22 protein-coding genes and 1 other annotated feature are annotated in these 26,169 nt (G+C 54.6%); of the genes, 15 read left to right on the plus strand and 7 right to left on the minus strand.

Annotated elements, in window-relative coordinates; translation table 11 throughout:
• Nucleotides 1–323 precede the first annotated feature (323 nt).
• A complete protein-coding gene (gene sltY / locus I6N93_RS02035; protein ID WP_085688785.1) occupies nt 324–2,252 on the plus strand; it encodes a murein transglycosylase in 1,929 nt (642 codons plus the stop codon).
• Nucleotides 2,253–2,387: 135 nt separating this feature from the next.
• Nucleotides 2,388–2,714: a trp operon repressor gene (gene trpR, locus I6N93_RS02040; RefSeq protein WP_085688787.1), complete on the plus strand. Its 327-nt coding sequence runs from the start codon at nt 2,388–2,390 to the stop codon at nt 2,712–2,714.
• Between the two features lie 21 nt (nt 2,715–2,735).
• On the opposite strand, the gene yjjX is transcribed toward trpR, so the two are convergent.
• Nucleotides 2,736–3,269, minus strand: a complete 534-nt coding sequence (gene yjjX / locus I6N93_RS02045; RefSeq protein ID WP_085688790.1) for an inosine/xanthosine triphosphatase — start codon at nt 3,267–3,269, stop codon at nt 2,736–2,738.
• Nucleotides 3,270–3,320: 51 nt separating this feature from the next.
• Here yjjX and gpmB point away from each other — a divergent pair, with 51 nt between their 5' ends.
• The gene (gpmB, locus tag I6N93_RS02050) at nt 3,321–3,971 is read left to right on the plus strand and encodes a 2,3-diphosphoglycerate-dependent phosphoglycerate mutase GpmB (protein ID WP_085688792.1); all 651 of its coding nucleotides are present in this window, start codon (nt 3,321–3,323) and stop codon (nt 3,969–3,971) included.
• Here gpmB and robA read toward each other — a convergent pair.
• The gene (robA, locus tag I6N93_RS02055; RefSeq protein ID WP_085688795.1) at nt 3,968–4,837 is read right to left on the minus strand and encodes an MDR efflux pump AcrAB transcriptional activator RobA; all 870 of its coding nucleotides are present in this window, start codon (nt 4,835–4,837) and stop codon (nt 3,968–3,970) included. The genes gpmB and robA overlap by 4 nt on opposite strands.
• Before the next feature lie 212 nt (nt 4,838–5,049).
• Between robA and creA the strand changes: the two genes are divergently transcribed.
• Nucleotides 5,050–5,529 (plus strand): protein CreA, encoded by a 480-nt coding sequence (creA, locus tag I6N93_RS02060; protein WP_085688888.1) that lies wholly within the window; start codon nt 5,050–5,052, stop codon nt 5,527–5,529.
• A 52-nt stretch (nt 5,530–5,581) separates the two neighbouring features.
• Here the strand turns inward: creA and arcA are convergent, their stop codons facing one another.
• Entirely contained in the window at nt 5,582–6,298 is a 717-nt protein-coding gene (gene arcA, locus I6N93_RS02065) for a two-component system response regulator ArcA (RefSeq protein ID WP_085688797.1), read from the minus strand.
• 787 nt (nt 6,299–7,085) lie between these two features.
• On the opposite strand from arcA, the gene I6N93_RS02070 reads away from it, so the two are divergent.
• From I6N93_RS02070 to thrC, 5 genes are all read left to right on the plus strand, one after another.
• Nucleotides 7,086–7,787, plus strand: a complete 702-nt coding sequence (locus tag I6N93_RS02070) for a tRNA/rRNA methyltransferase (RefSeq protein ID WP_085688800.1) — start codon at nt 7,086–7,088, stop codon at nt 7,785–7,787.
• 198 nt (nt 7,788–7,985) lie between these two features.
• On the plus strand, nt 7,986–8,057 hold the full coding sequence (gene thrL, locus I6N93_RS17420) for a thr operon leader peptide (RefSeq protein WP_072000207.1): 72 nt from the start codon (nt 7,986–7,988) through the stop codon (nt 8,055–8,057).
• Nucleotides 7,993–8,111, plus strand: a sequence feature (Thr leader region). Its footprint overlaps the gene before it by 65 nt.
• 86 nt (nt 8,112–8,197) lie before the next feature.
• Nucleotides 8,198–10,657: a bifunctional aspartate kinase/homoserine dehydrogenase I gene (thrA, locus tag I6N93_RS02080; protein ID WP_085688806.1), complete on the plus strand. Its 2,460-nt coding sequence runs from the start codon at nt 8,198–8,200 to the stop codon at nt 10,655–10,657.
• A gap of 2 nt (nt 10,658–10,659) precedes the next feature.
• Entirely contained in the window at nt 10,660–11,589 is a 930-nt protein-coding gene (thrB, locus tag I6N93_RS02085) for a homoserine kinase (RefSeq protein ID WP_085688810.1), read from the plus strand.
• A 3-nt stretch (nt 11,590–11,592) separates the two neighbouring features.
• Complete coding sequence (gene thrC, locus I6N93_RS02090) at nt 11,593–12,882, plus strand: threonine synthase (RefSeq protein ID WP_085688813.1); 1,290 nt, start codon at nt 11,593–11,595, stop codon at nt 12,880–12,882.
• A gap of 70 nt (nt 12,883–12,952) precedes the next feature.
• Here thrC and galK read toward each other — a convergent pair whose 3' ends face one another.
• Together galK and I6N93_RS02100 are read right to left on the minus strand one after the other, a co-directional pair.
• Entirely contained in the window at nt 12,953–14,119 is a 1,167-nt protein-coding gene (gene galK / locus I6N93_RS02095; protein WP_085688816.1) for a galactokinase, read from the minus strand.
• 9 nt (nt 14,120–14,128) lie between these two features.
• The gene (locus tag I6N93_RS02100) at nt 14,129–15,172 is read right to left on the minus strand and encodes a UDP-glucose--hexose-1-phosphate uridylyltransferase (protein WP_085688819.1); all 1,044 of its coding nucleotides are present in this window, start codon (nt 15,170–15,172) and stop codon (nt 14,129–14,131) included.
• A gap of 412 nt (nt 15,173–15,584) precedes the next feature.
• Here I6N93_RS02100 and galR point away from each other — a divergent pair, with 412 nt between their 5' ends.
• Nucleotides 15,585–16,595 (plus strand): HTH-type transcriptional regulator GalR, encoded by a 1,011-nt coding sequence (galR, locus tag I6N93_RS02105; protein WP_085688822.1) that lies wholly within the window; start codon nt 15,585–15,587, stop codon nt 16,593–16,595.
• Between the two features lie 302 nt (nt 16,596–16,897).
• Here the strand turns inward: galR and yaaA are convergent, their stop codons facing one another.
• A complete protein-coding gene (yaaA, locus tag I6N93_RS02110; RefSeq protein WP_085688825.1) occupies nt 16,898–17,674 on the minus strand; it encodes a peroxide stress protein YaaA in 777 nt (258 codons plus the stop codon).
• Between the two features lie 338 nt (nt 17,675–18,012).
• On the opposite strand from yaaA, the gene tal reads away from it, so the two are divergent.
• The gene (tal, locus tag I6N93_RS02115) at nt 18,013–18,966 is read left to right on the plus strand and encodes a transaldolase (protein ID WP_085688828.1); all 954 of its coding nucleotides are present in this window, start codon (nt 18,013–18,015) and stop codon (nt 18,964–18,966) included.
• A gap of 50 nt (nt 18,967–19,016) precedes the next feature.
• On the opposite strand, the gene I6N93_RS02120 is transcribed toward tal, so the two are convergent.
• Entirely contained in the window at nt 19,017–20,102 is a 1,086-nt protein-coding gene (locus tag I6N93_RS02120; protein ID WP_085688831.1) for a GGDEF domain-containing protein, read from the minus strand.
• Between the two features lie 368 nt (nt 20,103–20,470).
• Here I6N93_RS02120 and mog point away from each other — a divergent pair, with 368 nt between their 5' ends.
• The 4 genes from mog to dnaJ all read left to right on the plus strand — a co-directional run bounded on the left by mog (nt 20,471) and on the right by dnaJ (nt 26,019).
• Nucleotides 20,471–21,058 carry a molybdopterin adenylyltransferase gene (gene mog, locus I6N93_RS02125; RefSeq protein WP_085688834.1) on the plus strand — a complete coding sequence of 196 codons (588 nt, stop codon included), beginning with the start codon at nt 20,471–20,473 and terminating at the stop codon, nt 21,056–21,058.
• 121 nt (nt 21,059–21,179) lie between these two features.
• Complete coding sequence (locus I6N93_RS02130; protein ID WP_085688891.1) at nt 21,180–22,517, plus strand: MFS transporter; 1,338 nt, start codon at nt 21,180–21,182, stop codon at nt 22,515–22,517.
• A 342-nt stretch (nt 22,518–22,859) separates the two neighbouring features.
• Nucleotides 22,860–24,773, plus strand: coding sequence for a molecular chaperone DnaK (dnaK, locus tag I6N93_RS02135; protein ID WP_085688837.1), 1,914 nt, complete (start codon nt 22,860–22,862; stop codon nt 24,771–24,773).
• Nucleotides 24,774–24,891: 118 nt separating this feature from the next.
• Entirely contained in the window at nt 24,892–26,019 is a 1,128-nt protein-coding gene (dnaJ, locus tag I6N93_RS02140; protein ID WP_085688841.1) for a molecular chaperone DnaJ, read from the plus strand.
• Nucleotides 26,020–26,169: the final 150 nt, after the last annotated feature.

A 26,169-nucleotide genomic window follows, 5' to 3' on the forward strand; every position in this document is an offset into this window, starting at 1 on the left:
AGTTCACTGTGCCGAAGTTTAGCTGTTTTCAGCCGGTGATCCCAGCCGTCGAGCGTATCGGTCGTTTGCTTTGCGTAACGCATTCCGGGAGCGATGCAACGACAGAGTAACGTTTCATTAAGTGCTGGGAACCGGCTCGGAAATGGCATAAATACCGTTGATTTTCCGAGTGATGAATATTCTTTGCTGGCGTATCGTTGTCTTGCTGGATGTGCCACACTTAGCTGATATGACAAGCATGACAGTTTTTGGCAGGCTCTCCGTTGCTTGGAGCATTGGCGCCTGCGGGCAGATAAACGATAACGAATGAGGTCAGCATAGTGATGTTCAAAGCGTTTTATTGGCGCTATGCCTTGGTGGCAGTTTCTTTGTCTGGAGTATCGATTGCCGCGCAGGCCGATTCTCTTACCGAACAACGTGGACGCTATCAGCAGGTTAAGGCTGCCTGGGATGCGAATCAGATGGATACCGTGGCGCAGTTGATGCCGACTCTGCGGGACTACCCGCTTTATCCTTATCTGGAATATCGTTCCCTGACACAGAACCTTCCGCAACTGACCAGCATTCAGGCGAAACGATTCATCACATCGCATCCTACGCTTCCCGTCTCTCATAATCTGCAGACCAGCTTCATTAACGAGTTAGCGCGGCGTCAGGACTGGAGGGGACTGCTGGCGTTCAGCCCGTCAATGCCTAAGCCGATGGCCGCCCGCTGCAACTATCTTTACGCCAAATGGATCACCGGGCAGCGCCAGGGCTTATGGGAACAAAACCGAGATATCTGGTTGAATGGCCGCTCTCTGCCTGCGAGCTGCGACAACCTGTTCACGTCCTGGCGGCAGTCGGGGATTCTGACGCCCTCGGTGATTCTTGAACGCATTCTCTTAGCGATGGATTCGGGCAGCAGCGGTTTAGTGGCACATTTGGTACGGCAGTTGCCGCCGGATTATCAAACCATCGCTGACGCGTTAAGCGGGCTGCAGCGTGATCCCATGACGCTGGAGCATTTCGCGCGTACCATCGGGCCGACGAATTTTAGCCGTAAAGTCACGCTGGCGGCGTTTACACGCGTTGCCCGTCAGGACCCTGACGAGGCGCGCTCTATGTTGCCCGTAATCGCGCGTTTGCAGGGAATGGGCAACATAGAGCGCAGCAAGATGGAAGAGGACGTCGTCTGGCGTCTAATGGGGAAAGCGATTTCTGGCGAGCAGGCGGAATGGCGCGATGTGGTGATACAACGTAGTCAGTCGACCGCGTTGCTGGAACGTCGCGTGCGTATGGCATTGGGAGAAGGCGACCGACGTGGATTGGCGGTATGGTTGGCGCGCCTGCCTGCTGATGCATTGCAAAAAGACGAGTGGCGATACTGGCGCGCCATGCTGGCAATCGAAAACGGGCAACGGGCGGAGGGGGAAGCGCTTCTGCGTGAACTGATGAAAGCTCGTGGTTTCTATCCAATGATTGCGGCGCAGCAGCTCAAAACCCCATATCCACTGACGATCGAGGTGGCGGCTAAACCCGATCGCACGGTGGAGCAACTCGCCGAAGTCGCGCGTATTCGTGAGCTGATGTACTGGCATATGGATAATCTGGCGCGTTCCGAGTGGTCAGGCTTGGTGGCGAGCCGTGAAAGGTTGCAGCAGGAGGCGCTGGCTCGTTATTCCTTTGAGCAAGGCTGGTATGATCTCAGTGTGCAGGCCACGATCATCGGCAAAATGTGGGACAACCTGGAAGAGCGTTTCCCGCTCGCCTGGAATGATGAATTCCGTCGTGCGACTGAGGGCAAAGATATCTCTCAAAGCTATGCGATGGCGATAGCGCGACAGGAAAGCGCGTGGAATCCACAGGCGAAGTCCGCCGTGGGCGCGTCCGGCCTGATGCAACTGATGCCGGCGACGGCGCTGCACACCGCCGGAAAATTTAATGTCTCAAGTTATTCCAACAGTTCGCAGCTTGTGGATCCGCGGACCAATATTGAACTTGGCACGCTTTATTTGGAGTATGTCTATCAGTCGTTTGGTCAAAACCGCATTCTGGCATCTGCCGCTTACAACGCTGGGCCATCTCGGGTCAATACCTGGCTGAGAAATAGCCATGGGCGTATCGACGCTGTCGCCTTTGTTGAAAGCATCCCGTTTTCGGAAACGCGGAATTACGTCAAAAACGTGCTGGCGTATGACGCCTATTATCGCTATTTCTTGAAACATAATTCGCCCGTATTAATGGACAGCGAGTGGCAGCGCCGCTATTAGTTTGGCTGCAGGCCAGGTCGCCTGGATTGTGGGCGGCTTTGGCCTGACGGTGTATGCGGAGGTGCTTTACGAGTTAAATTCGGTTCTTAAAACATGCTATGCTTGCGTACTAGTTTATTGGTATGGCAAAGGTCTATGACGACATCATCTCCTCACGATCCCGCACTTTCGGCAGAAGACAATGAAAACTGGTCCTATTTTCTGGAGCTCTTACGTCATTCGATGAAGAACGATCTGGTGCTACCGCTGCTTCAGTTGCTCTTGACGGCGGATGAGCGGACTGCGCTTGGAACACGGGTACGAATTATTCAGGCGTTGACGCGCGGTAACCTAAGTCAGCGAGAATTAAAAAATGAATTAGGTGCCGGGATTGCGACTATCACACGCGGGTCGAACAGTCTGAAGGCTGCGCCGCCCGACTTAAAGATTTGGCTTGAAGCGCAGCTTCTTGAAAAAAAGTAAGGTAGTTTTAGGCGATACATTCTATGCCTTGGAAACGGCCTGTTGGAACAAGATGTTTTGAAACGGGACCAGCGCCAGCAATAGGGCCTGATGATAAACGCTGGTCCGGGTCAGTTTACCGTTGGTGAATACGCCAATCGCGCCGCCTTTTTGTTTCACGTTTTGAATACCGCTCAGGCGTACCATTTCATCGCCTAGCTCTCGGCCTTCACGGATCCCCTGCAGAATCGTTTCTGGGAGCATCAAACTGGCGGAGCGGGACTCCCCCCGAATGGTTGCGTTCTCGATAACCATCCAGGCAAAAGTCATGTTGTCTTCAATGCCAGCCTCAACGCCGACCCAAAAATCGGCCTCCGGACGGACTTGGCGGGCCATCATGACGCGGTTTCTTGCCCCTGTACGTGTTTCCGGGGAACCCAGGGGTTGATGTGGAACGCCGCTGTCTACGTCGACTCCCTCAATGCGGCAATTTTCCGCACCAAAAACATCAGCAAATGCTAAAGTTACGGCGTTAATTTTTGCCGGGTTAGTCGTAGACGCTACAACGTAATACATAATGTTCCCTACCCTAGTCGTTAATTTGACGCAGTATAACGGAAAACAATCATGTTACAGGTATATCTTGTTCGCCACGGAGAGACCGAATGGAACGTGGCGCGGCGCATCCAGGGTCAATCAGATAGCAAGCTGACGTCGTCGGGGGAGTCGCAGGCTCGTCGGGTAGCGGAACGGGTAAAACATCTGGGAATGACCCACATTATTGCCAGTGACCTGGGGCGAACGCGTCGCACCGCCGAAATCATTTCAGAGGGCTGCGGTGGTTGTCCCATTCTGCTTGAACCCAATCTGCGTGAGTTGAACATGGGCGTTCTGGAAGAGCGTCTGATTGACTCGCTGAATAGCGAGGAAGAAGGATGGCGCAAGCAAATCGTGGATGGCACACGGGAAGGTCGTATTCCCGAGGGTGAATCACTTTCTGAATTAGCCAGGCGAATGCACAAGGTGCTTGATTTTTGCCTGACGTTGCCCCCCGGTAGTCGTCCTTTGCTGGTGAGCCACGGTATTGCGTTAGGCTGTTTGCTCGGAACGCTACTGGGTTTACCTGCCTGGGCTGAGCGTCGGCTTCGTTTGCGTAATTGCTCGTTATCGCGTATTGACCATCAGCAGAGTCCGTGGTTGGCTTCTGGCTGGGTCGTCGAGACGGCCGGAGACGTCTCCCATCTGGATGTCCCGGCACTGGACGAGCTGCAGCGTTAGCGCTGCACCGGGATAAAGTATTCGCAGCAGATGACTGCTGGCGGCACATCCTGCTTTACTCCCCTGGACAGGTTAAACCGCTCAATGTCGGAACCTTTGCGCCGGGTCAGCTTGAAGGTCGGCAGGCAGGTGTCATACAGGCTGACAATAAAGTCCTGAAGGTCATCTTTCGGGCCTTCATAGTTGAACTTTGCGTACTCACCGCCCGGCAGGGTGATGGGGGTGCCCGGCGCAGTACCTTCCGGCATGTTATCAGGCTCCATCGCCGTGGTATAAAGCACTTCATGCTCATCATCTTTTTCTTTGCTTGGCCGGGAGTGCGCCAATCCATATAACAGGTTTGGAATTTGCTTAGCGTCGCCAAGAAATTTGCGCCAGAAATGTACCCGAAGCTCCATACGGAAATGACTCAGCTGTTCTAATGTGCCACTGTAAATTTGCGTCACGCCTACCAGTTTTAGTTCTGGCAGTGTGATGAACTCTGGCTGAGGCATAGTAAAAGCACTCAGTCGGATGGGGGCCTGGATACCGTGAGTATTCCAATCATCCGAGCGACGGTATGACGCCGGCGTTTGGGAAAATTGTTTCTTGAACGCGCGAGTGAAAGTTTGCTGAGAATCAAAGCGATACTGTAGCGCAATATCTAGAATGGGCCTGCTCGTCAGGCATAGCGCCACGGCGGCCTTGGTCAGGCGTCGGGCACGGATGTAAGAGCCGATGGCATGGCCCGTGACGTCCTTAAACATTCTCTGCAGATGCCATTTCGAATAACCTGCTTTTGCCGCGACTTTATCCAACGACAGAGGCTGGTCCAGATGACCTTCCAGCCAGTTAAGCAGGTCATGTATGATACTGGCTTGATCCATAGCTCGTCCTCATAGAACATTCAGAGCGATAAAGGTTATAAAACCTTGCATGATAGCAACTTTTTCCACCTAAGACTGCCTGGAATTTTAGGTAAACCTCCGGGGGGGCTGCATGTCGGCAGAGTGACGACTCGCAACCGATGAAGGAAAAAGTTTTCTTCCGAAGCGTCTACGCGCCATGAATGATGGCCACATATCAGGAAAATTGCAGCATGTTTAAAAAGTCATTGCTGAGTATCGGGCTCTTTCTAAGCGTTGCGGTTTCAGCGAGTGCTGAAGAGGTGGGATCTGTAGATACGGTTTTTAAGCTATTGGGTCCCGACCATAAAATCGTGGTGGAGGCTTTTGACGACCCGGATGTCGCCAACGTCACTTGTTACCTGAGCCGGGCGAAAACGGGCGGTATCAAAGGGGGATTGGGACTGGCTGAAGATACGGCTGATGCGGCTATTTCCTGTCAGCAGGTGGGGCCGATCATGCTTAGTGAGAAAATTGCGAAGAGTAAAGGGAAGGGCAACGTTGTTTTTCAACAGCGTACTTCGTTGATATTCAAAAAATTGCAGGTAGTGAGATTCTATGATGAGAAACGTAATGCGTTGATCTATCTGACTTACTCTGACCGTGTCATCGAAGGTTCGCCCAAAAATGCGCTTAGCGCAGTGCCTATTATGGCGTGGGGAAAAACGCAGTAATAGCAATAAAGATGGGCAAACCGGAGGTTTCCATTTCGGTCTGCCCAACCCATTACTCTTCCAGATCGCCACAGAAGCGGTAACCTTCGCCATGAATGGTGGCGATGATTTCCGGCGTATCGGCGGTGGATTCAAAGTGTTTACGGATGCGGCGGATAGTGACGTCGACCGTGCGATCGTGCGGCTTGAGCTCACGGCCGGTCATTTTCTTCAACAGTTCCGCACGGGATTGAATTTTCCCCGGGTTTTCGCAGAAGTGCAGCATGGCGCGGAATTCGCTGCGCGGTAGTTTGTATTGCTCGCCGTTCGGGCTGACCAGCGAGCGGCTGTTAATGTCCAGCTCCCACCCGTTGAAGCGGTAACTTTCGACCAGACGGCGTTCTTCCGTACCTCCGCCTAAATTCATGGTGCGTGACAGCAGGTTGCGTGCCCGAATGGTCAGTTCACGCGGGTTAAATGGCTTGGTGATGTAGTCGTCAGCGCCAATTTCCAGACCCAGAATCTTATCGACTTCGTTGTCACGGCCGGTCAGGAACATCAGCGCCACGCTGGCTTGTTCACGCAGTTCGCGCGCCAGCAACAGGCCGTTTTTACCTGGCAGATTGATATCCATAATCACGAGGTTGATATCGTTTTCTGACAGGATCTGATGCATTTCAGCCCCATCGGTGGCTTCGTGAACGATATATCCCTCGGCCTCGAAAATGCTTTTAAGGGTATTGCGAGTGACTAACTCGTCTTCGACAATGAGAATGTGCGGGGTCTGCATGTTTGCTACCTAAAATTGCCAACTGATAGTTTGAGAAGTACAAAAGTCTGGATTCTTCAGGCGCTGTAGAAATAATGTTCACCGTCTCACGCGCCAACTGACTCAAGTACGTAAATGCGTTTCGATGCACTTTTCCTCACCCGCAAAGTGTTTTTAATGGCTGGTGAGAGGAGGGCTAAACTCGGCCCCAAATTTTAAAAGTGGCGCACAGTTTAACCTTATTAACAGCAACATAACAGTAAGCACTGATTTCGCCAGCCAGCAAATTTACGGTTCTGTTGACATATATCAAATTTGATTGTAGCACGTTAAAAAATTTGTGAAAAACAGATATGAGATTGTCAATTGAAGTCGCATTTTCGCGGCATGTTGAATCGTTTTGGCCTATAGATGATGTGGTTTTTGGGTATAAATAACTAAGAGAATGTCTGTAATAGAGTGATACGAATGGTTTTTTATTTTCGGTGATATCTTCAAGTCGATGAAGGTCGTCGTCTATGCGGCGGGAATAAATAAGTAATCCATTGTTGTTTTTATGTTGTAAAAATATTGAATTCCTAATTTTACCCCTGTTTATTTCTTCTCTTCTGGGGCCGTTTTCGTTGAGAGCACAATTTTTGCTACTTTTCGTCGCGTTTGGCTGACTCCTTTCCGCGGCTCGTTAGCCATGCCTTTATCATCGCTATTAGGCTATCCGTGATAAATTGTCACCCCCATCGCATTGCACGATTTAGCGTAGAAGGGGAAGACGTTTTGTTTTGGCGATGCAGGATCTCAAGAGGCAGTCATGCAGTTTTATATTATTTTGGTGGCTCCGGCGCGGGCTGAAAACGTGGGCGCGGCGGCAAGGGCGATGAAAACCATGGGGTTCGCCCAGTTGCGCATCGTCGATAGTCATGTGCATCTGAAACCTGCCGCGCGATGGGTCGCTCATGGATCTGGGGATGTCCTGGACGGCGTGGAAACCTTCCCCTCGCTCTCGGAGGCATTAGCTGACGTTGATTTCACCGTCGCTACCACGGCGCGCAGTCGCGCTCGTTTCCACTATTACTGCACGCCAACCGAATTGCAGGGTGTGATGGAAGAGAAGCGCCGCTGGGTTTCTTCCGCCGCGCTGGTGTTTGGTCGTGAAGACTCCGGGCTGACCAATGAGGAGTTGGCGTTGGCTGATGTCCTGACCGGTGTGCCGATGCAGGCGGACTATCCTTCATTAAACTTGGGACAGGCGGTCATGGTGTACTGCCATCAGCTTTCGTCGTTGATGAATGTGCAGCAGGAGAACACGCCGATAGCGCAGGCGGGACCGTTGAACGCGCTGCGCGAGCGTATGGATCGCTTGCTGGTTGATATCGGGGCGCAACAGGATGCCAAACTCAAGGATTGGCTACATCAGCGTTTAGGGATGCTTGAACAGCGGGATACCGCGATGCTGCATAGGCTGCTGCACGACATCGAAAAAGCCCTCCCGAAAGAAAATCAGGGGAAATGAGTTTTTTGAAGTCAAATATAAGACTTGGTTATTTTTCATAAATCAATCTGTGGTCGTTTATTGATTTACTGGTTTATCCGTCTGTCTGACGATGTGCGGAGCATCGGCAAAAGATCAGAAATCCATTGACTTAGCAGTGTGATTGCCCTAACTAATAGGGCCAGAAAAAGTTTATCACTAACGAGATACGACTATTCCATGCGTCCATTTAGCCTGATCACCACGATTATTATTACCATCACCGATACGATGTATTGCGGTGCGGGCTGACGCGTAAAGAAGAATCCAAAAAGGCCCGCACTTCACAGTGCGGGTTTTTTTTATGGCAGGCGAAATCCTGCCTGCCACAAGCGGCAATCAAAAATGCAGTGAGCGTTTTTGTTGACGGAAATTCAGGAGAACAGATAAAAATGCGAGTGTTGAAATTTGGCGGGACTTCGGTGGCAAATGCGGAACGGTTTATTCGCGTTGCCGACATTATTGAAAGTAATGCACGGCAGGGACAGGTTGCCACCGTCTTGTCCGCCCCGGCAAAAATTACCAACCATCTGGTTGCGATGATCGAAAAAACCGTTGCCGGACACGACACTGATACGCATTTTAATGAATCACAGACGATTTTCTCTTCGCTGTTGTCTGGACTGGATAAAGCGCAGCCGGGTTTTCCCTATGCCCGTCTGAACACGCTGCTCGATCAGGAATTCGCGCTGATTAAACAGGTACTCCACGGCATCTCCCTGCTGGGCCAGTGCCCGGACAGCGTGAACGCCGCCATGATTTGTCGCGGCGAAAAATTGTCCATCGCGATCATGGAAGGCGTGTTCCAGGCGCGTGGCTATCAGGTTTCGGTCATTAATCCGGTCGAGAAACTGTTGGCGCAGGGGCACTATCTGGAGTCTACCGTCGATATCGCCGAGTCCACCCGTCGCATCAACGAACAGGCCATTCCCAAGGACGACGTGATCCTGATGGCGGGCTTTACCGCCGGTAACGAGAAGGGTGAACTGGTGGTGCTGGGCCGCAATGGCTCTGATTACTCCGCCGCCGTGCTGGCCGCTTGCCTGCGCGCTGAATGTTGCGAAATCTGGACCGATGTCGACGGCGTTTATACCTGCGACCCGCGCCAGGTACCGGACGCGAGGTTACTGAAGTCCATGTCGTACCAAGAGGCCATGGAGCTCTCCTACTTCGGCGCCAAAGTCCTCCACCCTCGCACCATTGCCCCCATCGCTCAATTCCAGATCCCCTGCCTCATCAAAAACACTGAAAACCCCAAGGCACCCGGTACGTTGATCGGACTCGACAGTTCCGACAAACAGTATCCAGTGAAGGGCATCACCAACCTCAGCAATATGGCGATGATCAACGTCTCAGGCCCGGGGATGAAAGGCATGATCGGCATGGCGGCCCGCGTATTCGCAGCCATGTCCCGTTCCGGTATTTCCGTCGTATTGATTACGCAATCGTCTTCCGAATACAGCATCAGCTTCTGCGTTTCTCAGCATGAGCTGCGTCATGCGTGCAAAACGCTGGAAAGTGAATTCTATCTGGAACTGAAAGAGGGCGTGCTTGACCCGCTGGATGTGATCCAGCGTTTGGCCATCATCTCCGTGGTCGGTGACGGTATGCGCACGCTGCGCGGCCTGTCGGCGCGTCTGTTCACCGCGCTGGCCAGCGCGAACATCAACATCGTCGCGATTGCGCAGGGATCGTCCGAACGCTCCATCTCCGCCGTGGTCAACAATGACGTCGCCACCATCGGCGTGCGCGTGGCTCATCAGATGCTGTTCAACACCGAACAGGTGATCGATGTTTTCGTGATTGGCGTCGGCGGCGTCGGCGGGGCTCTGCTGGAACAGATTCATCGCCAGCAGTCTTGGCTCAAGCAGAAACACATTGACCTGCGCGTGTGCGGCATCGCTAACTCCAAAGCGCTGTTGACGAACATCAACGGTATCTCGATGGACAACTGGCGCGACGATCTGGCGAAAGCCCGCGAGCCGTTCAATCTGGAAACGCTGAGCCGTCTGGTGAAAGAGTACCACTTGCTGAATCCGGTCATCGTAGACTGCACCTCCAATCAGGTCATGGCCGATCAGTATGTGGATTTCCTGAAAGATGGTTTCCACGTCGTCACGCCGAACAAGAAAGCGAACACTGGTAGCCTGAACTATTACCATCAGCTGCGCGATGCGGCGGCCGCTTCTCGCCGTAAGTTCCTGTACGACACTAACGTGGGTGCCGGTCTGCCCGTGATTGAAAACATGCAGAACCTGCTTAACGCGGGCGACGAACTGGTTCAATTCAACGGGATTCTGTCCGGTTCGCTCTCCTTTATCTTCGGCAAGCTGGACGAAGGCATGACGCTGTCGCAGGCTACCCTGCTGGCGAAAGAGAAAGGGTATACCGAGCCAGATCCTCGCGACGATCTGTCCGGTATGGATGTTGCGCGCAAATTGCTGATTTTGGCACGCGAAGCGGGATACGATCTGGAGCTGGACGATATTCGGGTCGAATCCGTACTGCCGAACAGTTTCGATGCGTCTGGCGATGTGGCGACTTTTATGTCCCGCCTGCCGGAACTGGACGGCGAGTTTGAACGCCGGGTGGAGAAAGCGCACGACGAGGGGAAAGTGCTGCGTTATATCGGTATGATTGAAGGCGGTCAGTGCAAAGTCGCCATCAGCGCGGTGGGCGGTAATGATCCGCTGTTTAAAGTGAAAGACGGTGAGAACGCTCTGGCCTTTTACAGCCGCTATTATCAGCCTCTGCCGCTGGTGCTGCGCGGTTACGGAGCGGGAAATGACGTGACGGCGGCGGGCGTTTTCGCCGATCTGTTACGTACCTTGTCATGGAAGGTGGGAGTGTAACCATGGTCAGAATTTATGCACCGGCCTCCATTGGGAATGTGAGCGTGGGGTTTGATGTCCTGGGCGCTGCCGTTTCGCCGATAGAGGGTTCTTTGCTGGGAGACTGCGTCTCCGTCAGCGCGGCTGATGAATTCAGCCTGAAGAATGAAGGGCGCTTCGTCAGCAAACTGCCGACGGAGGCCCGCGAAAACATCGTTTATCAGTGCTGGGAGCGTTTCTGTCAGGAAATCGGCAAAACCGTGCCTGTCGCGATGACGCTGGAAAAAAACATGCCGATCGGCTCCGGGCTGGGCTCGAGCGCCTGCTCCGTGGTCGCCGGGCTGATGGCGATGAATGAGTTTTGCGGCAAACCGCTCGATGACAATCGCCTGCTGACCCTGATGGGCGAGCTGGAAGGCCGCATTTCGGGCAGCGTCCATTACGACAACGTCGCACCGTGTTTTCTGGGCGGCATTCAACTGATGGTGGAAGAGTGCGGGATCGTCAGTCAACCCGTGCCGGGGTTTGACGACTGGCTGTGGGTGATGGCTTATCCCGGCATCAAGGTGTCGACCGCCGAAGCGCGGGCGATTCTGCCTGATAGCTATAGCCGACAGGACTGTATTCGTCACGGTCGCTACCTGGCGGGTTTTATTCACGCATGTCATACCGGTCAGGCTGAACTGGCGGCGACGTTGATGCACGATGTGATTGCGGAGCCTTACCGCACCCAACTGCTGCCCGGTTTCGCCGAGGCACGACAGGCGGCGCAGGAAATCGGCGCGCTCGCGACCGGGATTTCCGGTTCCGGTCCGACGCTCTTTTCCGTCTGCAACGATAAAGCGGTAGCGCAGCGTCTGGCGGACTGGTTGCGGGTAAACTATCTGCAAAATGACGAAGGTTTTGTTCATATTTGCCGCTTGGATACGTCCGGCGCGCGACAATTGGGATAACGCATGAAACTGTACAATCTGAAAGATCATAACGAACAGGTCGATTTCGCTCAGGCGATACGACAGGGGTTGGGAAGTCAGCAAGGTTTGTTTTTCCCGTTGGATCTGCCGGAGTTTGATCTGACGGCGATCGATGAACTGCTGGAGCAGGATTTCGTGACCCGCAGCAGCCGTATTCTGTCCGCCTTTATCGGTGATGAACTGCCGGCTGAAACGGTCTACCAACGGGTCAACGCGGCGTTTGCCTTCCCTGCGCCGGTCGTCCCGGTCAGTGAAGATATCGCGGTGCTGGAATTGTTCCACGGTCCGACGCTGGCCTTTAAAGACTTCGGCGGTCGCTTTATGGCGCAGATGCTGGCGGAAGTCGCCGGCGATCGGCAGATCACCATTCTGACCGCCACCTCCGGCGATACCGGCGCAGCGGTGGCGCATGCGTTTTACGGTCTGGAAAACGTGCGCGTGGTTATCCTGTATCCGCGCGGCAAAATCAGCCCGCTGCAGGAAAAACTGTTCTGCACGCTGGGCGGCAACATCCATACCATCGCCGTCGACAGCGACTTCGACGCCTGTCAGGCGCTGGTGAAACAGGCGTTTGACGATCGGGAGTTGAAAGATACGATTGGCCTGAACTCAGCCAACTCCATCAACATCAGCCGCCTGCTTGCGCAGATTTGCTACTATTTCGAAGCCGTCGCGCAGCTGCCGCAGGAAGCGCGCAATCAGCTAGTGGTCTCTGTACCCAGCGGCAACTTCGGCGATCTGACTGCGGGTCTGCTTGCTAAATCGCTGGGTCTGCCGGTCAAACGTTTCATCGCCGCGACCAATGCGAACGACACCGTGCCGCGTTTCTTGCAAAACGGCGCATGGCAGCCTAAACAGACGGTCGCCACGTTGTCGAACGCAATGGACGTCAGCCAGCCGAACAACTGGCCGCGCGTGGAAGAGCTGTATCGCCGTAAAAACTGGCAGCTGAATACGCTGGGCTTCGGTGCGGTTAGCGACGATACCACCAAAGAGACCATGCACGAGCTGGAAGCGTTGGGTTATACCTCTGAGCCTCATGCGTCCATCGCCTATCGTCTGCTGCGCGATCAACTGCAGCCGGGAGAGTTCGGCCTGTTCCTGGGAACGGCGCATCCGGCGAAGTTCAAAGAGAGCGTGGAAGAGATTCTGGGCAAAGCTCTGGAACTGCCCGCCGCGTTGGCTGAGCGCGCCGATCTGGAACTGCTGTCCCACCATTTCGGTCCTGACTTCGCCCAGTTGCGTAAGTTCCTGATGGAACTGCCGCATTAAACCCAAGCCCGCTCCGTGAGGAGATCTTTCTTCTTACGGTCATGCCGAGCCTCCGGCGGCATTGCAGGCGTTATGCCAACAGACTCGCACCGTCGGACGGCTGGCTGATATACAGCGTAGGTTGCAGGCCGGTGAGACGCGGGTACTCCCGCTCAATCGCCGCGCCGATGTTCTGCGTCATGGCTACGGGAACCAGCGCCACCACACAGCCTCCGAAGCCGCCTCCCGTCATCCTCGCGCCGCCCCGATCGCCGACCTCATCCTGAATCAGCTTTGCCAACGCATCGACGGGCGGGACCGTGATTTCAAAGTCGTCGCGCATGGAAAGATGCGACTGGCTCATTAGCCCGGACAGCCTCGACATATCCCCTGCGGTCAGCGCCTCGGCGGCGGACAGGGTACGGGCGTTTTCCGTGATGACGTGGCGAGCACGGCGCGCGGCGAGATCGTCCAGCCCCGTTCTTTCCTGCTCGAACCGCTCCAGAGAAACATCCCGCAGCGCGGTGACGCCGAAATGGCGGGCGGCGATTTCGCACTGCTGCCTGCGCAGGTTGTATTCGCTGTCCACCAGACCTCGATGGACGTTGGAGTGGACGATCATGACGGCGATCCCGGCGGGCATTTTCACCAGCGAATGATCCAACGAACGGCAGTCGATCAGCAGGGCATGACCGGCGCGGCCCTGCGCCGAAATGTACTGATCCATAATGCCGCAGCTGCAGCCGACGAAGGCGTTCTCTGCCTGCTGTCCGTTCAGGGCGAGCTCAAGCTGGCTGAGCGTCAGCCTATTCAACGCCTTAAAGGTCTGGCCGATGGCGACTTCCAGCGATGCCGAGGAGCTTAATCCCGCGCCGGTGGGAACGTTGCCGACGATGGCCATATCCATCCCCGTCAGATTTACGCCGCGCAGCCGCAGGCATTTCACCGTGCCGCGAACGTAATTAGCCCAGCCGAAGGTGGGATGCGGCACGATATCTTGCGCTAGATCGAACTCATCCCGCTGACGATCGTAATTAGTGGCGACGACCCGGACGCGGCCATCATGACGGGGACGGGCGGCGATCACCGTCTGATAGTCAATCGCGCAGGGCAGGACAAATCCCTCGTTATAATCGGTGTGTTCGCCGAGCAGATTGACGCGCCCCGGCGCCTGGACGAAGGCGGCCGGCGCGTAGCCGAAGGCCTGCTGGAACACCGCGCCTGCGGTCGTTTTTAATTGGGTGATGGGCGTTGTCATAAGTGAGCCTCAGGCTTGTTCGCGAAAGTGAATGTCGCTGACCGCGCGCAGGCGTTCCGCTGCCTGCTCCGCCGTCAGATCGCGCTGGGTTTCCGCCAGCATTTCATAGCCCACCATGAATTTTCGGATGCTGGCGGAGCGCAGTAGCGGCGGGTAGAAATGTGCGTGCAACTGCCAGTGGTCGTGGCTTTCCGCCGTGAAGGGCGCGCCATGCCAGCCCATCGAATAGGGAAATGAGCACTGGAACAGATTATCGTAGCGGCTGGTCAGCTTTTTCAGGGCGAGCGCTAAATCGTCGCGCTGTCGGCCGTGCAATTGCGGCAATCGCCGGACGGCGAATTTCGGCAACAGCAGCGTTTCAAACGGCCACGACGCCCAGTAAGGGACGACCGCCAGCCAGTGCTCGGTTTCCACCACGGTGCGAGCGCCCGCCTGTTGTTCGCGCTGCATGTAGTCGAGCAGCATCGGGGTTCCGTACCGCGTCAGATAGTCGCGCTGCTGCTGGTCTTCAATCTTTGCCTCGTTGGGCAAAAAATCATTGGCCCAGACCTGCCCGTGCGGATGCGGGTTGGAGCATCCCATCATCGCGCCCTTATTTTCAAACACCTGCACCCACGGATATCGGGTACCCAGTTCTGCGGTCTGATCGCTCCAGGTATCAATCACGGCGCGCAGCGCGGGGAGGAGGAGCAACGGCATCGTTTTGCTGTGATCGGGAGAGAAGCAGATCACCCGGCTCAGCCCACGGGCGTTGCTCATCTGAAATAACGGATCCTCGCTCGGCGAGACTTCCGGGGTGTCCGGTAGCAGCGCTGAAAAATCATTGGCGAAGACCAACGTGCCGGTGTAGTCGGGATTGACCTCCCCGGAAATACGAGGGTTGCCGGCACACAAATAACAGCTCGGATCGTGGTGGGGGGGCGTCGTGAGATCGGGGCGATCCTGCTGTCCTTGCCAGGGCCGTTTGGCCCGATGCGGCGAGACCAGCACCCAGTCGCCCCTGAGCGGGTTGAAGCGCCTGTGTGGGTGTTCTATAGGTTCAAACAACATCATGGGCGACTCCTGTGTTATCTCTGGGACCGATGCCCCGTGCTGCAAAGCGTTGATCCGCTTTGGGGCGGGGAAACTGATGAATTGTGTAATCAGTTACACTGCATTTTATATAGTAAAATAGCGTATATTTGGCGTCATTGTTGAATGACTGTCAGTTGTTTTTCTAATTTTATTGTAACCGTTTACCCCATTTAAACAGCGGTGGATCATTTTGTGAAGTGCCGATAGAGGCAAGGAGAGTGACCACGATCGCGTAAACGCATTGCGCCTGCGTGAGGTGCTGTAGAAGGTCGCAGGCTTAGGGCGAAAGCGGTATATTGAGCGGCATGGCGAGCGCTGTGCGCCGCCCCGGAATAGGCAATGACGTCAATGAGTGTGCCGCAGCACGCCGTTACGTATACAGGAATGTGATATGGCTACCATAAAGGATGTTGCCCGTTTGGCGGGTGTCTCTGTTGCGACGGTTTCCCGTGTGATTAATGACTCCCCCAAGGCCAGCGTGGCGTCGCGTGAGGTCGTGACTCAGGCGATGGTGACGTTGCAGTATCACCCTAACGCCAACGCTCGCGCGCTGGCGCAGCAGAGTGCTGCGACAATGGGACTGGTGGTGGCGGATGTCTCCGATCCCTTCTTCGGCACCATGGTAAAAGCGGTTGAACAGGTAGCTCAGAGCGCCAGAAAGTTCCTGCTAATCGGCAATGGTTATCACGATGCCGAGCAGGAAACACAGGCGATAGAACAGCTCATTCGCCATCGCTGCAGCGGTCTGGTCGTACATGCGAAAATGATCGCCGACGACGAACTCGCCACGCTGATGGACCATATTCCGCACATGGTGCTGATCAATCGGGTGCTGAAAGGTTATGAACGACGTTGTATCGCGCTGGACGATCGTCAGGGCGCATTTTTATCTACTCAGCATTTGATTCAGTCAGGCCATCGGCGCATCGGTTTTCTGTGTTCAAACCATCCTATTTCCGACTCTGCCGACCGCCTGCAAGGGTATAAAGAGGCGCTGGCTAAACATCAAATCGCCTACGATGAACGGTTGGTGGCGCGTTCTACCCCGGATGAAGCGGGAGGAGAGATGGCGATGACGATCCTGTTGAGTCGCGGCGGAGATATGACCGCGGTGGCTTGTTACAACGATTCGATGGCGGCGGGCGCGCTGTCGGTGCTGGATGACAACGGCATCGCGGTGCCGCAGGCGATGTCGCTGGTAGGATTCGACGATGTCCTGATCGCCCGCTATTTACGTCCGCGCCTCACCACGATCCACTATCCTGTCTCGGCGATGGCGGTGCAGGCTGCGGAACTGGCGTTGGCGCTGTTTGAAGGCAGAGAACCGGCGGAGTCGACGCATCTGTTCCACCCTACGCTGGTGAGGCGTCAGTCGGTTGCTGGGCCGTCCGAACCTCACTGATGCCGGGGGCGTCAGTGCGTGGTGAAGGGAGTGGCTTTCTAATCCTGGTTTTTGTATCGCGACAGCATCGCCGCCCTAAGCGTCTTCTTTCCAATATTCGTTTCTGTGCGCGGAATGCCTTATTGGATGTTTTGGTCCAGAAATGCCCGGGTGACAGGAATACTCGCCCGTCCGTGCGTTTCCGGCATAAAGTGGCCGGTATCATAAACGGATGCCGGCATCCGGAATATCGTGCTTCCAGTCCTCAGCGCCAGCGGGCAAAAAATAAGGATCGTTTCTGCCCCGGATGGCAAGCTCTATTCCTACTTGCGTTCGGCGCGTTTAAATATCAGCTCGTCGGCGGACGACTCGGCGGCGGCGAAGCCATAGCCCTCCAGATCAAACCCTTTTAGCTGATCCGGCTGCGTGATCTGGTTCTGGATAATGAAGCGGCTCATGAGCCCGCGGGCTTTTTTGGCATAAAAACTGACGACTTTGTATTGGCCGTTTTTCTCATCCAGAAAGACCGGCTTGATGATGCGCGCGTTCAGCGCCTTCGGTTTCACCGACTTGAAGTATTCGTCGGAGGCAAGATTGATCAGAATATCGTCGCCCTGCGCTTCCAGCGCCTGATTCAGCGTGTGGGTTATGGTATCGCCCCAGAACTGATACAGGTTGTCTCCCGCCTGATTCTTGAGTTTGATCCCCATTTCCAGCCGGTAGGGCTGCATCAAATCCAGCGGGCGCAGCACGCCGTACAGGCCTGAAAGAATACGCATGTGCTTCTGGGCGAATGAGAAATCACCATCGCTGAACTCTTCGGCCGCGAGGCCGGTATAAACGTCGCCTTTAAACGCGAGCAGCGCCTGACGTGCGTTATCCGGCGTGAAGTGGGGCTGCCAGTCGTTGAAGCGCGCCGCGTTCAGTCCGGCGAGTTTGTCGCTGATGCCCATCAGCGAGGAAATCTCAGCAGGCGTCAGTTTCTTGCAGCGTTCGATGAGCTGGGACGAGCGCTCCAGCAGTTCCGGCTGAGAGTGACGATGAGTCGGGAGCGGGCTGGTGTAGTCCAGCGTTTTAGCCGGAGAGATCGTGATAAGCATGAGCAGGTTTCCTGTGATTTCGATGCGCAATTTTTATAGCGCTAATGTAGCAAGAAACGGGCTAATACCGGGGAAGGTAAAGGCGATAGTTGCGACAGGGACGGGTAATCGACGTGTCTATCTGGGGACTTTTTTTCGCTTTTATATCCACATAAACGAAAATGTTATTCACGATCATTTTCGTTTTTATTATTGATTTACAAGTTTAAAATCATAAAAAAACCTAGAGGTAAGCCAATTGACGGGCCGCCTTGCGTGGGGTTTCGCGCATGCTATTATCAATTTCTGGCGACGGCACCCTGCCACCAGTTCATGTACTAACAATGAGAAAGGCCAACATGACGGATAAACTGACTTCCCTACGCCAATACACTACGGTGGTGGCTGATACTGGTGATATCGCGGCAATGAAACTGTACAAGCCGCAGGATGCCACCACTAACCCTTCTCTGATTCTGAATGCGGCCCAGATCCCGGAATATCGCAAACTGATTGATGACGCCGTGAACTGGGCGCGTCAGCAGAGCAACGATCCCGCTCGGCAGGTGACCGACGCCTCCGACAAACTGGCCGTGAACATCGGGCTGGAAATTTTGAAGCTGGTTCCCGGCCGTGTTTCCACCGAAGTAGATGCTCGCCTGTCCTATAACACCGAAGCCAGCGTGGCGAAAGCGAGGCGCCTGATCGCACTCTATAACGATGCCGGCATCGACAACGATCGTATCCTGATCAAACTGGCCTCTACCTGGCAGGGCATCCGAGCAGCGGCGCAGTTGGAAAAGGAGGGCATTAATTGCAACCTAACTCTGCTGTTCTCCTTCGCTCAGGCCCGCGCCTGTGCGGAAGCCGGCGTGTTCCTTATCTCCCCGTTTGTGGGCCGTATTCTTGACTGGCACAAAGCCAACGGCGAACAGCAGACGTTTGAACCGCAGGACGACCCGGGCGTTATCTCGGTGAGCGAAATTTATGATTACTACAAGTCTCACGGCTACGAGACGGTGGTCATGGGCGCGAGCTTCCGTAATAGCGGTGAAATTCTGGCGCTGGCGGGCTGCGACCGTCTGACTATCGCGCCTGCTCTGCTGAAAGAGCTGGCGGAAGCGGAAGGCAGCGTTGAACGCAAACTGTCTTACAGCGGCGATATCCAGGCGCGTCCTGCTCCGCTCACGGAATCCGAGTTCTATTGGGAGCACAACCAAGACCCGATGGCTGTCGATAAATTGGCGGAAGGGATCCGCAAGTTTGCCGTCGACCAGGGCAAGCTGGAAAAAATGATTGCTGAGTTGCTGTAAGGGCGGCAAAGACAGGAAGCATACCAATACGGCCAGTTATTGCTGGCCGTTTATTTTTCGACGCGATTACGCTTTATTTTGGCAGTATAGAGTTTGATGTCTGCCCGGTGGATCGCCTGTTCCAGCGTTTCTTCCCCGGCATAGTATTCCACCAGACCAATGCTAATGGTCAGCCTGCGATTAGGGAAGCTGTCGCTTTCCATTTCGTCAATCGCCTGGCGGATCCGTTCAGAAACCCGATAGGCATTGTCCAGGTCGGTATTCGGTAGAACTACCGCGAATTCATCGCCGCCCAAACGTCCCAAAATATCGCCTTTACGAAAATAGTGCCGGATAAGATCGGCCACTTCTCTCAGAGTTTCATCACCCGCCGCATGTCCCAGCGTATCATTGACTTTCTTAAAGTGATCGAGGTCGATCAGCAGCACGCACAGCGGTTGTCGTTGCTGGGTGGCATTGCGCATCACTTTAATGGTGGCCTGGAAAAAAGCGTCTCTGCGCAGGCAGCCGGTCAGGTCGTCATAACGCGCAATCGCAGGAAGTTCGATGAGGTATTTCTTGCTCAGCAGCGCCAGCAGCGTTCCCAAACACGCGCTTAGCAAACTGATGCTGAGCAGAGTCATCAGCGCGTTGCTCGAGGAAAAGACGTCGTCAAAGGCGGGCGGTCCGTTGAGTGTGGCGAAGCGGATGCGAATACCTATCAAATCGTCCGTCGATGAAAGCAAGGGAAGGACGGAGGTTAATTGGTCTTTTCTATGCAGCTCACCGACGGCGGGCAGTTTATTTTGGCAGACACGAACGATGGATTTCTCGCTGATACTGACGTCGAAGGACGAAAGCCGGTGAATGCACTCCTTGACCACGTCATCGCTTTGGAAAGAGAGAATAACTACGCGCGAAAATAGTGCGTCCCCTATTTTATAACCGTGGTCGCTTTCTATAAGCCCATTACCATTATTGAATGATTCATAGATTTGAATAATATTATCGAAATAACGCTTTTCTTCCTGCCAATTTTTTTGCTGTGTATTCAGCAAAATACAGGCAGTAATGACAAAAGAGACTATACCAAACAGGACGAACGCGACCGGCGAATGGGATAGGGTTTTTAATACATTGAGTTGGCTTTTATTCATTCAGACATCTTATTCGAATTAAATCATTCACCTAAAATATTTATGCAGGATAATCATAAGTAATACTGATGAAAAATTGGGTGCTTTTTACCATTTGCTGGAATGGTATAGCGAGATCGCTATTTTGGCGATTTTATTCTCAGGTGTCAGCAGTCGATAATTATATATTATCGAATGTCTCAATTCTTTTTTTGTCCCAGGAGATTAACTCAATCGCGCTCTCATTCGTCGACAAAAAACGAAAATGCACTGAATGCGTGGCGGAATAATTTCCCGATTCGCCTCCAGGGCTAATTCCGAAGGTGATATTTACGTCGGCCTGATAAAATGGGCTTTTCCGAGGCAAATAAGATTGGTACGAGGTCATTATGAACAGTCTGCGCATTGGGTTAGTGTCGGTTTCCGACAGGGCATTCAGCGGCATTTACCAGGATAAAGGGATCCCAGCGTTGGAAACATGGTTCTCACAAGCGCTGACGACGCCGTTCGAGATACAGCCGCGTCTGGTGCCGGACGAACAAGCCCTGATCGAACAAACGCTGTGCGAGCTGGTGGATGAGTTCGGTTGCCATCTGGTGCTGACCACCGGCGGAACCGGACCGGCGCGGCGTGATGTCACCCCCGACGCGACGCTGGCGGTCGCCGACCGTGAGATGCCGGGATTCGGCGAACAGATGCGGCAGATCAGCCTGCGGTTCGTGCCGACGGCGATATTGTCCCGTCAGGTGGGCGTGATTCGCAAACAGGCGTTGATTCTCAATCTGCCGGGTCAGCCAAAGTCGATTCAGGAGACGCTAACCGGCCTGAAGGATGAGGCGGGTCAGGTCGTTGTTCCGGGCATTTTCGCCAGCGTTCCCTACTGCATTCAACTGCTGGAAGGCCCTTACGTTGAGACCAATCCCAACGTGGTCGCTGCTTTCCGTCCCAAAAGTGCGCTGCGCGATATTCAGAACTAAAGTCGGCGCTCGCGCGTCATAAGATTTAGATTTGTCTGGCTGGCTGAAATTTGTCGGTATAGTCATGTTTTAACAAGGATACTACAGCGCCCATGATTCAATGGCGCATAGCGTGGTCATTATGGATAACATCTCTCATCAGCAGTTGAACCGACAAGACTACAAAACCCTTTCTCTGGCGGCGCTGGGTGGCGCTCTGGAGTTCTACGATTTCATCGTGTTCGTCTTTTTCGCTCCGGTGATCGGCCAGCTATTCTTCCCATCCGATAGCCCTGAGTGGCTGCGTCAGCTGCAAACGTTCGGCATTTTCGCCGCAGGCTATCTGGCCCGGCCGTTGGGCGGCATTGTCATGGCCCACTTCGGCGACCTGGTGGGACGTAAAAAGATGTTCAGCCTGAGCATTTTACTGATGGCGCTGCCGACGCTGGGCATGGGGTTGCTGCCTACCTACGCGACGATAGGGGTAGCCGCTCCAGTCTTGCTGTTGCTGCTGCGTCTGCTGCAAGGGGCGGCCATTGGCGGCGAAGTGCCCGGCGCCTGGGTCTTCGTTGCCGAACATGTGCCAGCGAAACGCCTTGGCATCGCCTGCGGCATTCTCACGTCGGGGCTGACGCTGGGGATTTTGGTGGGATCGATGCTGGCGTCTCTGTTGAACATACTGTTGTCCCAGGAGCAAATTCTCTCCGGCGGTTGGCGCATCCCGTTCTTTATCGGCGGCCTTTTCGGCTTTATCGCGATGTACCTGCGTCGCTGGCTGAAAGAAACCCCGGTGTTTGTGGAAATGCAGGCGCGTAAAGCGCTGGCGAAAGAGCTGCCGCTCAAATCGATCATGCAGGAACACAAAAAGTCAGTTTTTTTATCGATGATGCTGACCTGGCTGCTGTCGGCGGGGGTGGTCGTCGTGGTGCTGATGTCGCCCACCTACCTGCAGCGGGTTCACGGCATCGTCCCTGCTCTGACCCTGCAGGCAAACAGTCTTGCGACGGTGATGCTGATGCTGGGCTGCATCGCTGCGGGGGGTATTGCGGACCGACTGGGGCTGGGCAAAACGTTTATCGGCGGCAGTCTACTGCTGGCTGCAAGCTGCGGATTCTTTTATACCCATGCGGCAGACAGTACCGCAACCTTGTTCGCGAGCTATGCGCTGGCCGGATTCAGCGTCGGCGTGACGGGGTTAGTGCCGTGTGTGATGGTGCGCGCTTTCCCTCCCGTCGTGAGATTCTCCGGCATTTCATTCTCCTACAATATCGCCTACGCGATCTTTGGCGGATTGACGCCGATTTTAGTGACGCTCTTGATGAAATGGACGCCGTTAGCGCCCGCGCTGTACGTCTTGTTCTTGTCGATAGGGGGAGTGCTGATGGGCGGCTATCTCATGCGCTATCTGCGCGAAAAAGAGCAGGGTGACGCGCTCTTTGCAAGCAAAGCCTCCTCTTCCTCTTTCTCCGGGCGTGGGTAAACCGCCTTACTCAGCTTAACCCGCGCCGTCCATGCGCACTGGTCCTATCTCTGACGGGGAATCAATCCCCGTCGGCGACAACAACGCGGGCGAAATGGGCTCACGCGCGGTACGAGAAGACGGCTTAGCGTCTTTCTCCTGTATACAGAAAAAGCAAAATAGCGAAAGAATGGTTTTTTTTACCCAGTAGCCCTTGATGCTGGCATTGTCGTCCCCATCTATGAGTCATCAGAACAGTTTGACCGAACACAGCAGGTAGGCGGGGGAGTTGAAAACTCATTCGCCGCCCACACAGTAGGTTGAACGATACAACCGAATATGACTTTTAGTGGAGATGTTTAGATGGGTAAGATCATTGGTATCGACTTGGGTACAACCAACTCCTGTGTTGCGATTATGGATGGTACGCAGGTTAAAGTACTGGAGAACAGCGAGGGCGACCGCACCACGCCTTCCATTATTGCTTATACGCAGGACGGTGAAACTCTGGTTGGCCAACCGGCTAAACGTCAGGCGGTGACCAACCCTAAAAACACGCTGTTTGCTATCAAACGTCTGATTGGTCGTCGCTTTCAGGATGAAGAAGTCCAGCGTGACGCCAACATCATGCCGTACAAAATCATCGGTGCCGACAACGGAGACGCCTGGCTGGAAGTGAAAGACCAGAAACTGGCTCCGCCGCAGATTTCCGCTGAAGTTCTGAAAAAAATGAAGAAAACGGCAGAAGATTACCTGGGCGAAGCCGTCACTGAAGCGGTTATCACCGTACCGGCTTACTTCAACGATGCTCAGCGTCAGGCGACCAAAGACGCCGGCCGTATCGCCGGTCTGGAAGTCAAACGTATCATCAACGAACCGACCGCTGCCGCTCTGGCCTATGGTCTGGATAAAGAAGTCGGCAACCGTACTATCGCGGTTTACGACCTGGGTGGTGGTACGTTCGATATCTCCATCATCGAAATCGATGAAGTGGAAGGCGAAAAAACCTTCGAAGTACTGGCGACCAACGGTGATACCCACCTGGGCGGTGAGGATTTCGACAGCCGTCTGATCAACTACCTGGTTGACGAGTTCAAGAAAGAGCAGAACTTCGACCTGCGTAACGATCCGCTGGCAATGCAGCGCCTGAAAGAAGCGGCGGAAAAAGCGAAAATCGAGCTGTCTTCCGCACAGCAGACTGACGTTAACCTGCCGTACATCACGGCTGACGCTTCTGGCCCGAAACACCTGAACATTAAAGTGACTCGCGCCAAACTGGAATCTCTGGTAGAAGAGCTGGTCAGCCGTTCTCTGGAGCCGCTGAAAGTGGCGCTGCAGGACGCCAAACTGTCCGTATCCGACATTAACGACGTCATTCTGGTCGGCGGTCAGACGCGTATGCCAATGGTTCAGAAGAAAGTGGCTGATTTCTTCGGCAAAGAGCCGCGTAAAGACGTTAACCCGGATGAAGCCGTGGCTATCGGCGCTGCTGTACAGGGCGGCGTGCTGTCCGGTGACGTAAAAGACGTACTGCTGCTGGACGTGACCCCGCTGTCTCTGGGTATCGAAACCATGGGCGGCGTGATGACGGCGCTGATTGCTAAAAACACCACGATCCCGACTAAACACAGCCAGGTATTCTCTACCGCGGAAGACAACCAGTCCGCAGTCACGATCCACGTGCTGCAGGGTGAGCGTAAACGCGCTCAGGACAATAAATCCCTGGGCCAGTTTAACCTGGACGGCATTCAACCGGCACAGCGCGGTATGCCGCAGATCGAAGTCACCTTCGACATTGATGCGGACGGTATCTTGCACGTGTCTGCGAAGGATAAAAACAGCGGTCGTGAACAAAACATTACCATCAAGGCGTCTTCTGGCCTGAACGAAGACGAAATCCAGAAGATGGTGCGTGAAGCTGAAGCGAATGCGGAATCCGACCGTAAGTTCGAAGAGCTGGTTCAGACTCGCAACCAGGGCGACCACCTGCTGCACAGCACGCGTAAGCAGTTGGAAGAGCTGGGCGATAAACTGGCTGCCAATGACAAAACGGCTATCGAAGACGCGCTGAAAGCGCTGGAAGCCTCTCTGAAGTCTGAAGATAAAGCAGACATCGAAGCAAAAATCCAGGCGCTGGCCGAAGCATCGACCAAACTGCTGGAAGCTTCTCAGCAGCAGGCTCAGCCGGAAGCGGGTTCCGCTGGCGGTGAAAGCGCTGACCGTAAAGACGACGATGTCGTTGATGCGGAATTCGAAGAAGTCAAAGACAAAAAATAATCGCCCTTGAGCGGGCGCGGCAGCGGTAATTGTTTGTTACCGTTGCCGGCAAGGCAATCAGCACGGGCGTCGGGGAAACTCTGCGCCCGTGCACGCATGTTGAGGGCAGATAACAAGCATGGCTAAGCAAGACTACTACGAAACGTTAGGCGTTGCGAAAAGCGCGGATGAACGTGAAATCAAGAAGGCGTACAAGCGCCTGGCGATGAAATTTCACCCGGACCGTAACCCCGGTGACAGCAGTGCTGAAGCCAAATTTAAAGAAGTCAAAGAAGCCTACGAAGTGCTGAGCGATTCGCAGAAACGCGCCGCATACGATCAGTACGGTCACGCTGCGTTCGAACAAGGCGGCATGGGCGGCGGTGGCGGCGGCGGCGGCGCAGACTTCAGCGATATTTTTGGCGACGTTTTCGGCGACATTTTCGGTGGCGGACGCCGTCAACGCGCGAGCCGCGGCTCAGACCTACGTTACAATATGGATCTGACTTTGGAAGAAGCCGTGCGTGGCGTCACCAAAGAGATCCGTATTCCGACGCTGGAAGAGTGTGATGTTTGTCATGGCAACGGCTCCCGACCAGGGAGCTCGCCGGCGACCTGTCCAACCTGTCATGGCAACGGTCAGGTGCAGATGCGTCAGGGCTTCTTCACCGTGCAGCAGGCCTGTCCGCACTGTCACGGTCGCGGCAAGATCATCAAAGATCCGTGCGTGAAATGTCACGGTCACGGCCGTATGGAAAAAAGCAAAACGCTGTCGGTTAAAATTCCGGCGGGCGTGGATACGGGTGACCGCATTCGTCTCTCTGGCGAAGGCGAAGCCGGCGAGATGGGCGCGCCAGCAGGCGATCTGTACGTACAGGTCCAGGTGAAACAGCACCCGATCTTCCAGCGTGAAGAAAACAACCTTTACTGCGAAGTGCCGATCAACTTTGCGATGGCGGCGTTGGGCGGCGAAATCGAAGTGCCGACGCTGGATGGCCGCGTGAAGCTGAAAGTGCCGGCGGAAACGCAGACCGGCAAGCTGTTCAGAATGCGCGGCAGGGGCGTGAAGTCCGTTCGCGGCGGCGCTCAGGGCGACCTGTTGTGTCGCGTTGTGGTAGAAACGCCGGTCAGCCTGAACGAGCGCCAGAAAGAGCTGCTGCAGGAGCTGGAACAGAGCTTTGGCGGACCTTCCGGCGAGCGTAACAGCCCGCGCTCGAAAAGCTTTTTCGACGGTGTGAAGAAGTTCTTCGACGATTTGACCCGCTAGTTCGCTCTATGCGTCAATCCCATCAACGGTCCGCTTTGCGGGCCGTTTTTTTATGGCGCGATGGTGCGCCGATTTCCCTATCTTGCTGACAGCCTCGCGCTACGGCGGCCTTCCCGGGCGATAGGGCGCGTTGTGACAAAAACGTCATAT

This window comes from Lonsdalea populi (genome assembly GCF_015999465.1).
Taxonomy (GTDB): domain Bacteria; phylum Pseudomonadota; class Gammaproteobacteria; order Enterobacterales; family Enterobacteriaceae; genus Lonsdalea; species Lonsdalea populi.

Excerpts from the sequence above, each read along its gene's own strand:
- dnaK (WP_085688837.1), top strand. The coding sequence starts at position 22,860 with ATGGGTAAGATCATTGGTATCGACTTGGGTACAACCAACTCCTGTGTT.
- I6N93_RS02130 (WP_085688891.1), top strand. The coding sequence starts at position 21,180 with ATGGATAACATCTCTCATCAGCAGTTGAACCGACAAGACTACAAAACC.
- arcA (WP_085688797.1), bottom strand. The coding sequence starts at position 6,298 with ATGCAGACCCCGCACATTCTCATTGTCGAAGACGAGTTAGTCACTCGC.
- gpmB (WP_085688792.1), top strand. The coding sequence starts at position 3,321 with ATGTTACAGGTATATCTTGTTCGCCACGGAGAGACCGAATGGAACGTG.
- creA (WP_085688888.1), top strand. The coding sequence starts at position 5,050 with ATGTTTAAAAAGTCATTGCTGAGTATCGGGCTCTTTCTAAGCGTTGCG.
- I6N93_RS02100 (WP_085688819.1), bottom strand. The coding sequence starts at position 15,172 with ATGATGTTGTTTGAACCTATAGAACACCCACACAGGCGCTTCAACCCG.
- trpR (WP_085688787.1), top strand. The coding sequence starts at position 2,388 with ATGACGACATCATCTCCTCACGATCCCGCACTTTCGGCAGAAGACAAT.
- robA (WP_085688795.1), bottom strand. The coding sequence starts at position 4,837 with ATGGATCAAGCCAGTATCATACATGACCTGCTTAACTGGCTGGAAGGT.
- I6N93_RS02120 (WP_085688831.1), bottom strand. The coding sequence starts at position 20,102 with ATGAATAAAAGCCAACTCAATGTATTAAAAACCCTATCCCATTCGCCG.
- thrB (WP_085688810.1), top strand. The coding sequence starts at position 10,660 with ATGGTCAGAATTTATGCACCGGCCTCCATTGGGAATGTGAGCGTGGGG.
- yjjX (WP_085688790.1), bottom strand. The coding sequence starts at position 3,269 with ATGTATTACGTTGTAGCGTCTACGACTAACCCGGCAAAAATTAACGCC.
- galR (WP_085688822.1), top strand. The coding sequence starts at position 15,585 with ATGGCTACCATAAAGGATGTTGCCCGTTTGGCGGGTGTCTCTGTTGCG.
- mog (WP_085688834.1), top strand. The coding sequence starts at position 20,471 with ATGAACAGTCTGCGCATTGGGTTAGTGTCGGTTTCCGACAGGGCATTC.
- tal (WP_085688828.1), top strand. The coding sequence starts at position 18,013 with ATGACGGATAAACTGACTTCCCTACGCCAATACACTACGGTGGTGGCT.
- I6N93_RS02070 (WP_085688800.1), top strand. The coding sequence starts at position 7,086 with ATGCAGTTTTATATTATTTTGGTGGCTCCGGCGCGGGCTGAAAACGTG.
- dnaJ (WP_085688841.1), top strand. The coding sequence starts at position 24,892 with ATGGCTAAGCAAGACTACTACGAAACGTTAGGCGTTGCGAAAAGCGCG.
- thrC (WP_085688813.1), top strand. The coding sequence starts at position 11,593 with ATGAAACTGTACAATCTGAAAGATCATAACGAACAGGTCGATTTCGCT.
- yaaA (WP_085688825.1), bottom strand. The coding sequence starts at position 17,674 with ATGCTTATCACGATCTCTCCGGCTAAAACGCTGGACTACACCAGCCCG.
- sltY (WP_085688785.1), top strand. The coding sequence starts at position 324 with ATGTTCAAAGCGTTTTATTGGCGCTATGCCTTGGTGGCAGTTTCTTTG.
- thrA (WP_085688806.1), top strand. The coding sequence starts at position 8,198 with ATGCGAGTGTTGAAATTTGGCGGGACTTCGGTGGCAAATGCGGAACGG.
- galK (WP_085688816.1), bottom strand. The coding sequence starts at position 14,119 with ATGACAACGCCCATCACCCAATTAAAAACGACCGCAGGCGCGGTGTTC.